Source organism: Rheinheimera soli, assembly GCF_031457405.1.
In the GTDB taxonomy this organism is placed as follows: Bacteria; Pseudomonadota; Gammaproteobacteria; order Enterobacterales; family Alteromonadaceae; genus Pararheinheimera; species Pararheinheimera soli_A.
In genome coordinates this window covers 44544-58699 of sequence record NZ_JAVDWR010000006.1, presented here as the reverse complement: position 1 = coordinate 58699, position 14156 = coordinate 44544, and the positions used below count along the sequence as shown (strand labels likewise).

Sequence of the window (14156 nt, the reverse complement as noted above, 5' to 3'; positions counted from 1 at the left end):
GTGCGTTTTTCGCTCTTGATTTTTTTAGCCTTTTTCTCTAATGCCAGCTTAAGTCAGGGCCCATCTGGTTCCATTTATGATTTTGATATTAAGCACTGGAACAGTGCTGATGGTTTGTCATCAAATTCTGTTCGGGCGATCAGTCAGGACCAATTGGGTTATGTATGGGTTGGCACTGTATATGGTCTAAATCGTTTTGACGGCCATCATTTTACCCAGTTCAGTACCAAAACCAGCCGCCAGCTTGCCAGCAACTCCATTAATAAACTCTTGTTGGATCAACAAGGCTATATGTGGGTGGGCACCAAAGCCGGCCTTTCTGGTTTTAACCCCCAAACTCTGAAGTTCGATCGTTACCCTATTTTGGCTGAAGTGACCTCGATAGTGCAGGTGGCGCCGGATGAAATATGGGTCGCGGCGGAAAATTTATTTAAGGTAAAACAAGGTAAAGTCAGCCGGGTGCAAAGCATTAAAGAATCTGTAGTACAGATTGAAATGGCGGGAGACTCAGTATTAATCAGCACCACTAAATATTTATATAAATTAAGCTCAGAGGGCGAAATTCAACAAATACCCTTACCTGATGAGCTACAACAACATCCTTTGTACGATCTAAGCTGGTTTAACGATACTTTGCATTTCGCCAGTGAGTCTGGTTATTTCCATCTGGATAAAACGCAGCAGGTGGTTCGTTGTGATATTCACGGTGTGGATAATTCAGCTATTTATAAGTTGTTCAAAGACGGCTCAGGCAACGACTGGATCTCTGGTTACAACAAGTTGTATCACCGCCATGCCGGACAAGAGTGGCAACATATCAGTGCTGAAGAACTGGGCAGCTCGCCCTGGTTCAGTGATATTTTTGAAGACAGAGACCATAACATCTGGCTGGCGAGTTTCAGCGAGGGCCTATACCGTGCTTCTCCCGGCAAAATGCGCCGTGTGGTCGGTGTTGGCCAGCAGGACATGGTAGTGCGCAGTGTGCGTTATTCAGCGCGCTTAAATAGCCTTTTGGTGGCAACCCAAACCAATGTCGGGTTGTTAAAAGCCGATGAGCATTTTGTCGAGCTGGTGGATCATCAGTCGCTTGGCCAAAGTACAGTCTATGATTTTTACGACAGGAGCAATCAGCTGTGGCTGGGTACTGACAATGGTTTACTGCTGTATAACTTTGACGATGGTGAAGTCAGCCGGCCCTTTAAAGAGTTAGCTACAGCCTCTATTCGTGTGGTGCAACCTCATGCAGAGACGGGCTTATGGTTTGGTGGTGCCAATGGTTTGTATCACTATGACGGTGAAAGACTGCAAGCCGCTCCTTTTAATGCGGATCTCGAATCGGCTTTTGTGACCGTCATTGAAAGTCAGGGCCAGGACTTGCTGGTCGGCACGACCAGCGGTTTGTATTGGTATCAGCAGGAAAAACTTAACAGGGTTGGGTTGGGCACGCCTTTATTTGGCGCTTATATCACCAGCGTTTTAACCTTAGCGGATCAACAAATGCTGGTGGCGACGCTGGACGATGGTTTGTTTATCAAAACCCCACAAGGACAATGGCAGCAATATGACAGCAGCAAAGGGCTGCCTTTGGATCCGGTGATTAGTTTATGGTACGACAGAGATTCGGATTATCTGTGGGCAAGCAGCTTAAAAGGGGTGTTCAGGTTCAGACCTCCGGCCGCAAAAGACAGTGGCAAGGTACTTCATTTCGAGCTGGTATTGTCGCCCTATGATCGACAATTAGGCACTGCACCAGGGCGTTGTTGTAATGGTGCCGGTCACAGCAAAGTGGCTAAATGGCAGGACCAGCTATGGTTTCCCAGTTTAAAAGGTCTGGTGGCTGTACCTTTGCAATTGACCATGGCACCGGACAGACCCTTACAGCCTTTACTTCAGGATGTTACAGGGCAAAAGTCTTATGCTTTATTGCCAGAGCAGCAACAATTGGTGCTGGAAATCTCAGATCGTAATATCAGTATCCGTTACAGCGCGCTGGAGTTTATTAAAGCCAATGCCATTGAATTCCGCTATCAATTGAGTGGTTTTGATCAGGAATGGCAGCAAGTGGGTCAGAGACGCGAGGCCATTTATACCAACTTACCACCTGGTAGTTATCAGTTTGTGGTGCAGGCCCGTTATGCCAGCCAGGGCTGGACGGATCAACAGCAGTTAAAGCTGGATCTGGTGGTGCCCCGATTATTCACTGAAACTATAGTGTACAAAGGTTTATGGGCCTTATTGGTGGTTCTTGCTTTGTACGGTTTGGCCTGGTTATGGCGCCGTAATGCGGTAATGCAACAGCAGGAGTTGAGTAAACTGGTGCGTTTGCGTACGGCTGAGCTGGAGAACAGTAACCAGCGCTTGAGTGAGCTGAATGAGCAGCTGTCGCAACTGACGCATAAAGACACTTTAACTGGCCTTAGAAACCGTCGTTTTTTGTTTGAACAGTTGCCCAAAGACGTAGAACAATATCAGCACAACAGAGACACCATGCTGCAACAGGGCAAATGTATAGCGCTGTTGCAACTGGATATGGATAACTTTAAATCCATCAATGATCTGTACGGCAATAGCGCCGGAGACAGCGTGCTGCAGCAAATCAGTGGTCTGTTGTTACGAGAAAGCCGTGGTGCTGACTATGTAGTGCGCTTTGCCGGTGAGCAGTTTGTCCTGGTGCTGAGAGATGTTGAATTTGCCACAGTGCGTGATTTTGCATTGCAGCTTAATCAGTTGGTTGCACAAGCTAATTTTCAAATCCCGGATGGGCGAACCGTGTCTTTGACCTGCTCTATTGGTTACAGTTGCTTTCCGCTGGAGCTGTTAGGCGGGCAGCTGATTTCATGGGAAATCTCTTTGCAACTGGCTGAAATCGCACTGAGCAAAGTGAAGGAATCAGGTCGTAACGGTTGTGCTACTTTAGGTTTTGATCCGCAGGTCGATGCCTTTGAATTTGAAGACTCGGGGCATATTGAGATGCAGATTGAAAAACTATTGGCTGATGGTCTGGCATGGTTTGAAGTAAAAAGCTACCGCCCTTAGCCGTCGTCCTTGAAGCCACAGCGTTGTTGCCTGCGCTGCTCGCCCCAGTCACATAGGACAACTATGCTCCTGGGGTCTCGTGCACTTGTCGCCTAGCTGTAACTTCAATTACTTAGGCTAATAGCCGTTGTCCTTGAAGCCACAGCGTTGTTGTTCGCACACTTTACGTAAATTGGAATTTGAAACGGCGCGGGTAAACCGCGCCCCTACGGCAGGACAGAATTAACGACGAAGAAAAGCTTCTATTTTGGCCTGAATACCAACACAGTCTAAACCCAGTTCAGCGTAGATCTGTTCCTGAGTACCGTGTTTGATAAAAATATCCGGCAGGCCGATGTTCAACAGTTTCACAGGCATCTGTTCTGCGATGCAAAATTCGTTGACCGCAGAACCTGCCCCCCCCATCAGCGCATTGTCTTCAATGGTCACAAAATGGCTGTGGGTTTTACTCAGCTCTGTCAGCAACTGCTGATCCAGAGGTTTAACAAAACGCATATCCACCAAAGTTGCGTTTAACTGCTCTGCAACTGTGTGGCAAGCCTGCAATAAAGGACCAAAGGCCAGTAAGGCAACTTTTTCACCCTGACGGCGAACCAGACCCTTACCTAAAGCCAATTCGCTCATGAGGGCTTCTGGAGCTTCACCAGTGCCGCTACCACGAGGATAGCGTACTGCGGCAGGCCCTTTATGCTGATAGCCTGTATACAACATCTGGCGACATTCGTTTTCATCCGAAGGCACCATAATCAGCATATTTGGAATGCAGCGCATAAAACTTAAATCGAATGAGCCCTGGTGAGTAGGACCATCGGCTCCGACCACACCAGCACGGTCTATGGCAAATAATACATCCAGGTTCTGGATGGCTATATCGTGAATAAGCTGGTCGTAACCACGTTGCAGGAAGCTGGAATAGATTGCCACTACAGGTTTTAAACCTTCAATTGCCATACCGGCAGCTAAAGTCACAGCATGTTGTTCAGCAATAGCCACGTCAAAATAGCGTTCGGGATAGCTTTTTGAAAACTGCACTAAATCTGAGCCTTCACGCATGGCTGGGGTAATGCCCTGCAATTTAGGGTCTAGCGCGGCCATATCGCAAATCCACTGGCCAAAAATATTAGAAAACGTGGCTTTTCCGGCTTTTTTCGCAGGCTGACACTGGGCTGCAGGGTCAAATTTACTGACTGCATGATAACCAATAGGGTCTTGCTCTGCAGGCAAATAGCCTTTGCCTTTTTTGGTCACTACATGCAGCAGTTGCGGGCCTTTGAGGTTGCGCATATTACGAATGGTGTCGGCCAGACCTGTGACATCATGGCCATCAATAGGGCCTATATAGTTAAAGCCCAGTTCTTCAAAAAAAGTACCAGGGGTGACCATGCCTTTAAAATGCTCTTCGGCGCGACTGGCTAACTGATGCAAAGGCGGAACGCCGCTTAAAATCTTTTTGCCGCCTTCACGCAGGCTGGTGTAAAAGTTACCGGATAAAATACGGGCAAAATAACGATTCAGCGCTCCGACATTTTCGGAAATCGACATTTCGTTATCGTTTAAAATCACCAGCATATCGGGTTTGACTTCACCTGCATGGTTCAGCGCTTCAAAGGCCATACCTGCGGTAATAGCGCCATCGCCAATCACGGCAACAACTTTGCGGTTTTTCTGTTCGACACGGGCTGCTATCGCCATGCCTAAAGCTGCACTGATGGACGTGCTGGAATGACCCACACTTAAGGTGTCGTATTCACTTTCTTCCCGCCATGGAAAAGGATGCAAGCCATCTTTTTGGCGGATGCTGTGCATCTGATCGCGACGCCCAGTCAGAATTTTATGTGGATAAGCCTGATGGCCTACATCCCAGATCAACCTGTCAAAAGGGGTGTTGTAGACATAATGCAAAGCAACAGTCAGTTCAATAGTGCCAAGGCCTGAGGCAAAATGGCCACTGCTTTGGCTGACGGTTTTTAATAAAAATGCTCTTAATTCGTCGCTCAGTGTTGGCAATTGATCCTGCGGTAACTGGCGTAGTTCTGCGGGCCAGTTGGCTTTTTGCAGCAGAGGGAAATCGTGACTAGCTAGTGTCATGAGAATGCCTGTATTAAAACTGTCGGGCAATAACGTACCGGGCCAACGCCACCAGTTCGTCTGTTGCATAAGGGAGTTCGCGCAAAGCGGCCAGAGCCTCTTCAACTAATAATTGTGCTTTTTTTCTGGCTTGTTCCAGGCCTAACAAAGCCGGATAAGTGGCTTTGTTGGATTTTTGATCCGAGCCAGCGGTTTTGCCAAGTACTTGCGTGTCGCCTTCAATATCCAGAATGTCGTCCTGCACCTGAAAGGCTAAGCCTATGGCTCTGCTGTAGCGCACTAATGCGTCTAAATGCGCGGCATTATCCACTGGACTGGCCAGATAAGCAAAACGCACTGAACATTCGATTAAAGCACCGGTTTTTAACTGATGCATTTGTTCTAAAGCGTCCACCTGCATTTTTTGATTAGTGTGAGCTAAATCTATCGCCTGTCCGCCACACATGCCACTGTAGCCTGCATGTAATGCCAGTTGCTGTACCATAGCAAGGATGCGCTGTGGTGGAACCTGCTGATAGTGATGGCTGCTTAACAGTTCAAAAGCAAAGGACTGCAGTGCATCTCCGGCCAGAATGGCCGTTGCTTCATCAAAAGCTTTGTGACAGGTGGCTTTACCACGGCGTAAATCGTCATTATCCATGGCGGGTAAATCGTCATGGATTAAAGAATAGGTATGCAAGGCTTCAATAGCACCAGCCGGGCCGTCTAAATCGGCTAAAGAGGCGCCCAACATCTGACCGCAGCTATAAACTAAAAAAGGCCTCATGCGTTTGCCGCCCAGCAGCAAACTGTACGCCATAGCCTGATGCAGGCGCGGATCGGTCAGCGATTTTTTTTCTAATTGGTGTTGCAGCACCTGTTCCAGCCGTTGCTGGTACGAGGTTAAAGAAACTAACGTCAAATCATTCACCTTCACTTGTCACAAAAGGCTCCAGCTGGTCCTGACCTGCATCCTGGACTAATAACTGGACTTTTTGTTGTGCAGCCTGCAGCTGCTGCTGACTGGTACGGGAGAGTTCGATACCACGTTCAAATTGTTGCAAGGCTTGATCAAGGCTTAAGTCGCCTTGCTCCAGTTGCTGTACTATCTGTTCCAGCTCAGCAATGCTCTGCTCAAAGTGGCTGAAATCTGTTTTCTTTTTTGTCATATTTTCGCCTGATAATGGATGTCTGACCAAGCCCAGCGCGCTATTATGAGCAATCAGGACCGCGTTGGGAAAGGATAAATTTGTTTGAGGCCAGAATTTATAGTTAACTATCCCATACTTTTGCCGATAACTCACTATAAGCTAAGATAAAACCAGCTCAATGCTGGTACAAAACCAAATATTTGCATTCAGTTTTCCGGGAGATACGCAGTGGATTTAGCAACCGTCATAGGATTAGTCGCGGTCATGGGCATGATGGGCTGGGCGATGTTTTTAAGCTCCAGCGGCAACATTGGCATGTTTTACGATTTTGTTTCTATCGTTATAGTGTTTGGTGGCAGTCTGACTGCTGTCATCATAAAGTTCACTTTTACTCAGTTGGCCGATGCAATGAAAGCCATTGGTAAAGCCTTTATGTTTAAAATTGAATCGGCAGAGGAGCTGATTGAAAAAGCAGTGCAATTGGCTGATGCCGCCCGTAAAGGCGGTTTTCTGGCATTAGAAGAAGCCGAAATTCCCAATGCCTTTATGCAAAAAGGCATCAATATGCTGGTGGATGGTCATGATGCCGATGTGGTAAGGGGCACCTTAGAAAAAGACATCGAATTGACTTACAGTCGGCATAGCAGTGCTATCAATGTGTTTAAACAGTTAGGGGACTTAGGTCCGGCTATGGGCATGATAGGTACTCTGATTGGTTTAGTGGCGATGTTATCTAATATGTCCGATCCAAAGGCGATTGGACCCGCTATGGCGGTTGCTTTATTAACCACCATGTATGGTGCTATTCAGGCTAACTGTATCTTCCTGCCGCTGTCGGAAAAAATGGCGGGGCGTAATGAAGAAGAAAAAACCAATAATGAGCTGATTCTCGATGCCATTATGGGCATTCAGGATGGCCAGAACCCTAAGGTTATTGAAGGCATTTTGCGTAATTACCTTGCCGCCAAAAAACGTGAACCTGCAGCGCCTGCAGCAGAGTAGGAGTTTGTATGGCAAAGTGTAAAAAGTGTCCACCACCGGGTTTACCAGCCTATATGGGGACCTTTGCTGATTTGATGGCGCTGTTAATGTGCTTCTTCGTTTTGTTGTTGTCATTTTCTGAAATGGACGTACTGAAATTTAAGCAAATTGCAGGTTCAATGCAGTTTGCTTTTGGTGTGCAAAATAAAATCGAAGTCAAAGACATTCCCAAAGGCACCAGTGTAATAGCGATGGAGTTCCGTCCGGGCCGTCCTGATCCAACCCCTATTGATACCATTCAGCAGCAGACGGTCGAAATGACTCAGCAAATGCTGAATTTCCAGGCAGGCAAAGAAGATGAAGCGGGGGGCAGGCAAGAACAGCGGGAAGATAAAACCGGTGGTCAGTCAACCAGTACTGAAGATGAACCAGTTCCAAGTGAAGCCGTTGAACAGCAGGAACAAACCAATGAACTGCTGAAAAAAATTGCCGAGCAACTGGAGAAACAAATTATGGATGGGGCTATAGAGCTGGAATCTTTAGGCCAGCAAATCATTATCCGTATTCGTGAAAATGGCTCTTTCCCTTCAGGGTCTTCGTTTTTACAGCCAAGGTTTAAACCAATTATTCAGAATATTGGTGCTTTATTAAAAGATGTGCCTGGTGAGATCACAGTCTCAGGTCACACGGATGCCGAGCAAGTGTCGGATGAATTGCATAGCAATAACTGGGATTTGTCGGCTCAGCGTGCCGTGTCTGTGGCGTCTGAAATGATTAGAGCGCCCGGTTTTGATAAAAACCGTCTGGTGGTGATGGGGCATGCGGAAACCCGGCCTTTGGTACCCAACGACAGTGAAAGTAACAAAAGACGAAACCGCCGGGTAGAAATTTCTATTATGCAGGGCAAACCTAAAGAGTCAGAGCCTATTAGTCTGGAACCTGCGGCTCAGGGCACACCTAATCAATAAAGCCCCGGTCAATAAAAACTAAACTGTTGATGCAAGGCGCGGTATAATCCGCGCCTTTATTTTTTGTAGCGAGTTTATTGATGGAATTTTTAGTCAAACTGCACCCGGAAATTTCGATTAAAAGTAAATCGGTCCGGAAACGTCAGACCATGCTTTTAGAGCAAAATCTGAAGACCATTTTGTTGCGGTTAGACCCATCCGTTACTGTTAAAAATAACTACGATCATTTACTGGTGCAAACGGCGTCCAACAGTCCTAAATTGCGCCAGCAAATGATTGATCACTTAGCCTGCATACCTGGCATAGTGCAGTTTATGGAAATGCAGTCTGGTACTTACAGCTCATTGCACGATATTTTTGAACAAGTGCTGGCAGTGTTCACTCCTGAGCTTGAGGGCAAAAGCTTTTGTGTGCGGGTGAAACGCACAGGGGATCATGAATTCAGTTCACTTGAAGCCGAGCGTTACATAGGCGGTGGCTTAAATCAGCATATTCCTTCGGCCCGCGTTCAACTGAAGAACCCTGACTATGTGGTTCGGATTGAAATTAAACGTGACCAGTTGATACTGGTGCGGCAGGTGTTTGAAGGCATGGGCGGCTTTCCTTTGCCAAGCCAGAGTGATGTGTTGTCTCTCATCTCAGGTGGTTTTGACTCCGCTGTGGCCAGCTATCTGATGATCCGTAAAGGTTTACGTACTCATTACCTGTTTTTTAATTTGGGTGGTGCTGCTCATGAAACCGGAGTGCGGCAGATGGCATTTTATTTATGGCAAAAATTCAGTTTGTCGCACAAAGTAAAATTTATCAGTGTTGATTTTGCCCCTGTTGTGACAGAAATTCTGGAAAAAGTCGACAATGGTCTGATGGGCGTCATACTCAAACGCCAGATGATGCGGGCCGCCGCTATTGTGGCTGAACGTTTAGGCATTCAGGCCATAGTGACAGGGGAGAGTGTGGGGCAGGTAGCCAGTCAGACTATTGCCAATTTAAGTGTGATAGATAAAGCCACTGATACCTTAGTGTTACGCCCGCTGATTTATCAGGACAAACAAGAGATCATCGATTTAGCCCGGAAAATCGGCGCCGAAGATATGGCCAAAACCATGCCAGAGTACTGTGGTGTTATTTCAAATAAACCTACTATTAATGCCGATTTAAATAAGGTGCTACACGCTGAACAGCAGCTGGATCTGGCCGCGCTGGAGCAACTGGCTTTAGACGCCCATGTGCTGGACATCCGCACTGTGGAGTTTCAGGCAGAGCAGCAAATCAGCACAGTGCTGGATGAAAATGCGATGGCTTCTGACGCTGTTATTCTGGATATTCGCGCACCGGATGAAGTAGATCTGAAGCCTTTGACAGGAGTCAGTCATCAGGTGCAGCTATTACCTTTTTATAAATTGGCCAGTCAGTTTAGTCAGTTGGATCAAACTCAGCAGTATTATTTGTACTGTGAACGTGGCGTGATGAGCCGTCTGCAGGCGTTATTGCTGACGGAGCAGGGCCATGCAAATGTAGGGGTTTATCGCGGCGACTTTTGAAGCAACAGCTGATAAATCGCCTGATGTGCAGGCAGGTCCAGTTGATGTAGTCTGGCCTGCCTGAGCAAGAACCCTGTAATGTACTCCAGTTCAGAGCGGCGACCCTTAGCAAAATCCTGTTGCATCGACGAATAATTATCGGCCGTGTGCTTAATCACCAAAGCCACTCTTTGTTCTATAGCCTCAAGGCTGAAGTTCTGGTTTGACGCTTTTGCGACCAGCACAAACTCTTCAATCAATACCCGGATCGCTGAAGCGTATTTTGTTTCGCCAAGCTCGCCATTTTTACACTGATGTAATGCGGTCAGCGGATTGATCACTGCATTGACTGCCAGTTTTTGCCACAACGCTGGCCAGATATCCTCCAACACTGTGAGCGGACCTAAAGCAGCTTGCATGGCTTGTTCAATCTCAAGTTGTTGCGCCAGAGCTGCCTGATTTAATGCACCTGACACCGACTGTCCCATGCCGCTGTGGATCACTGTTGCATCATCCGATTTAAAAGCGCCATGGCTGGTGCTTAAAAACCACAACCCCTGGCTGGGTTTCAACAGCGGCAGCACTTGTTCTATGGTACCCATGCCATTATGGCTCAGCACCAGTTGAGCATTATCAGCCAGTAGGGGCATCAGCTGCTGCAGGGCTTCTATTACTGCATAAGCTTTGACGGGCAGAAGAACATAGGAAAAAGGTGGTTGCGCCTGATTTGGCAGATGGATCCGTTGCGAAGCCCCGGCAGACTGGAAAACAAATTGAAAAGGGCCCTTGAGACGACGATGCAGTTGCACCGGATAACCAGCCCTGTGCAACCGTGCTGCCGACAGAAGGCCAATGGCACCTTCACCTACGACAGTCCAGAGCGGGAAAATTACTGAGTGCGGTTGCGCCATTTTTTAACGGCGAAGTAACAGAGATAAAATGCAGCCATACCTGAAACATCAGCAACCCAGTCCATAAACTCGGCTCTGCGGTAGCTGGTCAGGTACTGTTGCAGGAATTCAATAGCGACACCATAACCCGCCATAATCACTACGGCTTGCCATAATTTAGGTTTGTAGCTCCATTGCAACAAAGCGGTGAGGCAGAAAAAAATCAAAAAATGCAGATGTTTGTCGTAGCTGTTTAAATTCAGACCACTACTTTTTACTTCCATCAGAAAGCCATAAGTGGCCCCGGTAAACACCAGCAAACAAATCGCATGGTAAAGATGACGTTTCACAAGATTCTCTTCTTTAAAAGACCTGCCCGGATTGTATCAGTTTTAAGGTTACAATCTCCAGCCTGAAACAAAGAGCTCTTTGTGCCTTCATTTGACTTAGTCTCAAAAATTGATCAATAAAACGTCTTGAACAAGGAAGATAATCCTAAGCCTGAATTGGCATGCGGTGTTGATTTCCGTGCCGTACAGGCCTGCAATGAATGAACAGACAAGTAAGTTTGTATCACTGCTGAGGCTGTGTTTCTTTAAAAAAATAACTTTATGGCTCTGTCGAAAGTTCATCTAAAAGCATTCGGGGCTTTTGCACCAGTGGGAGAAGTTGCCGTTTTTGTGGTTCGGTGTCTTCTCCCCTGGTGCTGCTCAGACCTTCAGAGAGCGAAATTAATCTCTGAAGTTCTTAAACTGGAATGGCTGACCCAGGTCAGTTGTTCTGACCAACTGCATGACGGCTTGCAGGTCATCGCGTTTTTTTCCTGTCACACGTAGCTCTTCTCCCTGAATGGCTACCTGAACTTTAATACTGCTTTCTTTGATCAGTTTAATGACCTTTTTTGCTATCTCTTTGTCAATACCCTGCTTGATTGTGACATGGCGCGTGATGTATTTTCCATGACGATCTTCTTTTTCAATTTTGAAACTACTGACATCTAACTGTAGCTTGCTTGCTTTAATGGCAAAAATATCGAACAGCTGCATCACTTGCTGATCGGCTTCAGCGGTCAGTTCAATGTGATCTTTATTCAGCTCAATTTTTGCATCAACCCCACGAAAATCAAAGCGGGTTTCAAGTTCGCGTTTCGCGTTCTCGACCGCGTTTTTTGCTTGATCCATATCGATTTCAGAAACAATATCAAATGAAGGCATGGTTCTCTCTTTTTTCCATTGAAATTTATTGGGCCATTATAAGCTAAACAAAGCAAGGAGCGAACCTCAGCTGCATCGAATTACAGGTTGTTTGCAGATTGCGGGCAGATTTTAACGCAGATCCAAAGCATCCGGATTTCTCTGTCAAATCAAGTGACGTTTTATAGCTTAGTTTTTTGTACATATCGACGAAAGGGACGTCTGGATTTCTGTTGACTTTGTGATTGCCGCCGCTACACTGAGGCCGCGTTTTTCAGGTGCCCGCAGCATGTTTTAAACATCGCAGGGTGAAACGGGAATCTGGTGAAAACCCAGAGCTGCCCCCGCAACGGTAAAACAACAGAGAGCTTTGCTCTGGCTTTAATCAAACCACTGTCTTTGGATGGGAAGGGATTAAAGCTGCTATGTATTGCTTGTTGTCAGCCCGGAGACCGGCCTGAAAAGTTCATTCACTATTCAGGACGCGGTGGGCGTCTTTGGGAGACATCATGTTTAAAAAATCTTTGCTGGCGACAGTAGTCGCTGGCCTGCCTGCTTTTGTTTTTGCCGTCAATGCTGATGACAGTTCAGACGATCCACTGGAACATATCAGTGTCTACGCCACTCGTCAGGCCCAGCCTGTACATCAGATTTTATCCTCAGTCACCGTATTAGACCGCGAGCAAATTGAACAAGCTCAGGTGTCTGATCTGCCTGCTCTGCTGCGTCAGGTGGCTGGTGTGCAAATCAGTCGTTCTGGCGGTAAAGGCCAGACCAATACTGTATTTTTGCGGGGTGGGTCTGCAGGTCATACGCTGGTGCTGATTGATGGAGTTCGGGCCGGTTCTGCTACTTTGGGTTATGCCTCTTTGGCTGAATTGTCGTTGCAACAAATTGAAAAAATTGAGGTGATTAAAGGGCCAAAGGCAGCCCTGTATGGCTCTGACGCTTTAGCTGGTGTGATTGCTATTAGCACCCGTAAAGCGGACAACACCTCGATACAATTAAAAACTGGTCGTTATCAAAGCCATGAAGCCGACATTGCCACCAGCCAGAGCTATGGTGCTTTAACGGTTCGCAGTAATTTAGGCTGGTCGGACAGTGAAGGCTTTGACGTCAGGCCTGGTACCCAGGCGGACAAAGACGGTTTTGATCAGCGTTACGGGAAACTGGGCGCTGAATACAATACAACTTATGGGGTATGGTCAGCGGATCACAACGTGCTCAGAAGTCGTGGTCAGTATGACTTCGACCCTGCATGGGGTCCTGGCGCGGATCAGGTGGAAACTCATACCAATCAAAGCCGTTTGGGTTGGGCTTTGGATGGGGACAAATCTAACCAGAAACTGAGTTTGTCCCACAACCAGACGGAAGACTTAAACTGGGGGGAAAATAGTCCGGTCAGTCTGTATGAAACGGAACGACTAGAACTGGATTACCAATACGGCCGCCAACTGACTAAGAGCTTATCTGCCCTGGGCGGTGTGAACTGGTATCAGGAAGATGTATCGGGTAGCGATTTAGTGTATGACGTGGATTCACGTATTAATAAAGCTATTTTTGCCGGTGTCAGTTATCAGTCTGGCCACTGGCTGGCTGATGTCACAGGCCGTCAGGATAAACAAAGCCAATACGGTCATTCCAACACGTACGAGTTGGGCTTAGGCTATCAACTGACCAACGAGTTATTGGTTCGTGCCAGTCGTAGCAGTGCTTTTAAAGCGCCAAGTTTTAACGATTTGTATTACCCCTCAGGTGGCAATGCTGATTTGGTGCCTGAAACTGCGACTTCCGATGAACTGGGTTTACGTTACCGCTCCGGTGATTTACAAATTGAAAGCTCTGTTTACCAGCAAAGCGTCAACAACCTGATCCAGTGGGCTCCTGTGCCTGATGGCAATTGGGTGCCACAAAACGTCGGTGAAGCCAAAATCAAAGGGGCTGAGCTGAGTGTCAGTCATAGCTGGCAACAACTGCATCAGCAACTGGCTTACAGCTACACAGACGCCAAAGACAAAACCACAGATGCCCCTCTGATTAAACGCTCTAAACACACAGTGCATTGGCAGGGCGCTTACCAGTGGCAGGATTGGCGGGTATTTGTCACCTCTGACTATCAGAGCGATTTCCGCACTGGTGACTTTACAACACCGAAACTGGGTGGCTATACCCTGTGGGGGGCTGGTGTCAGCTACGAGTTAAGTCACAGTCTGCAGATCGCAGCTAAAGCGGATAATCTGACCAATAAAGATTATTTGTACGTACCAGGTTATGCCACTGCAGGTGCTGAATGGTCGCTGCGTTTAAACTGGACCCCTGATTTTTAATCAGTTTTTTTGCAACAAGGTCA

11 protein-coding genes and 1 riboswitch are annotated in these 14156 nt (G+C 47.2%); of the genes, 5 read left to right on the top strand and 6 right to left on the bottom strand.

What is annotated here, in order from left to right:
- Nucleotides 1-3036, top strand: coding sequence for a ligand-binding sensor domain-containing protein (locus tag J2W69_RS10780; protein WP_310278016.1), 3036 nt, complete (start codon nucleotides 1-3; stop codon nucleotides 3034-3036).
- A 222-nt stretch (nucleotides 3037-3258) separates the two neighbouring features.
- On the opposite strand, the gene dxs is transcribed toward J2W69_RS10780, so the two are convergent.
- From dxs to J2W69_RS10765, 3 genes are read right to left on the bottom strand one after another with little or no spacing between them, the layout of a single operon-like run.
- Nucleotides 3259-5124: a 1-deoxy-D-xylulose-5-phosphate synthase gene (dxs, locus tag J2W69_RS10775; RefSeq protein ID WP_310278013.1), complete on the bottom strand. Its 1866-nt coding sequence runs from the start codon at nucleotides 5122-5124 to the stop codon at nucleotides 3259-3261.
- A gap of 13 nt (nucleotides 5125-5137) precedes the next feature.
- A complete protein-coding gene (gene ispA, locus J2W69_RS10770; protein WP_310278011.1) occupies nucleotides 5138-6025 on the bottom strand; it encodes a (2E,6E)-farnesyl diphosphate synthase in 888 nt (295 codons plus the stop codon).
- A gap of 1 nt (nucleotide 6026) precedes the next feature.
- Nucleotides 6027-6272 (bottom strand): exodeoxyribonuclease VII small subunit, encoded by a 246-nt coding sequence (locus J2W69_RS10765; RefSeq protein ID WP_008898300.1) that lies wholly within the window; start codon nucleotides 6270-6272, stop codon nucleotides 6027-6029.
- 210 nt (nucleotides 6273-6482) lie between these two features.
- On the opposite strand from J2W69_RS10765, the gene pomA reads away from it, so the two are divergent.
- From pomA to thiI, 3 genes are all read left to right on the top strand, one after another.
- Entirely contained in the window at nucleotides 6483-7256 is a 774-nt protein-coding gene (gene pomA / locus J2W69_RS10760; RefSeq protein WP_310278007.1) for a flagellar motor protein PomA, read from the top strand.
- A gap of 8 nt (nucleotides 7257-7264) precedes the next feature.
- A complete protein-coding gene (locus tag J2W69_RS10755; RefSeq protein WP_310278006.1) occupies nucleotides 7265-8203 on the top strand; it encodes a flagellar motor protein MotB in 939 nt (312 codons plus the stop codon).
- 80 nt (nucleotides 8204-8283) lie between these two features.
- Nucleotides 8284-9744 (top strand): tRNA uracil 4-sulfurtransferase ThiI, encoded by a 1461-nt coding sequence (gene thiI, locus J2W69_RS10750; RefSeq protein ID WP_310278003.1) that lies wholly within the window; start codon nucleotides 8284-8286, stop codon nucleotides 9742-9744.
- Here the strand turns inward: thiI and J2W69_RS10745 are convergent.
- From J2W69_RS10745 to J2W69_RS10735, 3 genes are all read right to left on the bottom strand, one after another.
- Nucleotides 9726-10634, bottom strand: coding sequence for a ketopantoate reductase family protein (locus J2W69_RS10745; protein ID WP_310277999.1), 909 nt, complete (start codon nucleotides 10632-10634; stop codon nucleotides 9726-9728). The two genes, thiI and J2W69_RS10745, sit on opposite strands and share 19 nt — an antisense overlap.
- Entirely contained in the window at nucleotides 10613-10963 is a 351-nt protein-coding gene (locus J2W69_RS10740) for a VanZ family protein (RefSeq protein ID WP_310277996.1), read from the bottom strand. The genes J2W69_RS10745 and J2W69_RS10740 overlap by 22 nt, the downstream gene beginning before the upstream one ends.
- 381 nt (nucleotides 10964-11344) lie before the next feature.
- The gene (locus tag J2W69_RS10735; RefSeq protein ID WP_310277993.1) at nucleotides 11345-11827 is read right to left on the bottom strand and encodes a YajQ family cyclic di-GMP-binding protein; all 483 of its coding nucleotides are present in this window, start codon (nucleotides 11825-11827) and stop codon (nucleotides 11345-11347) included.
- Nucleotides 11828-12065: 238 nt separating this feature from the next.
- Nucleotides 12066-12281, top strand: a riboswitch (cobalamin riboswitch).
- A gap of 34 nt (nucleotides 12282-12315) precedes the next feature.
- Between J2W69_RS10735 and J2W69_RS10730 the strand changes: the two genes are divergently transcribed.
- Complete coding sequence (locus tag J2W69_RS10730; RefSeq protein ID WP_310277991.1) at nucleotides 12316-14133, top strand: TonB-dependent receptor domain-containing protein; 1818 nt, start codon at nucleotides 12316-12318, stop codon at nucleotides 14131-14133.
- The last annotated feature ends 23 nt before the right edge of the window (nucleotides 14134-14156 follow it).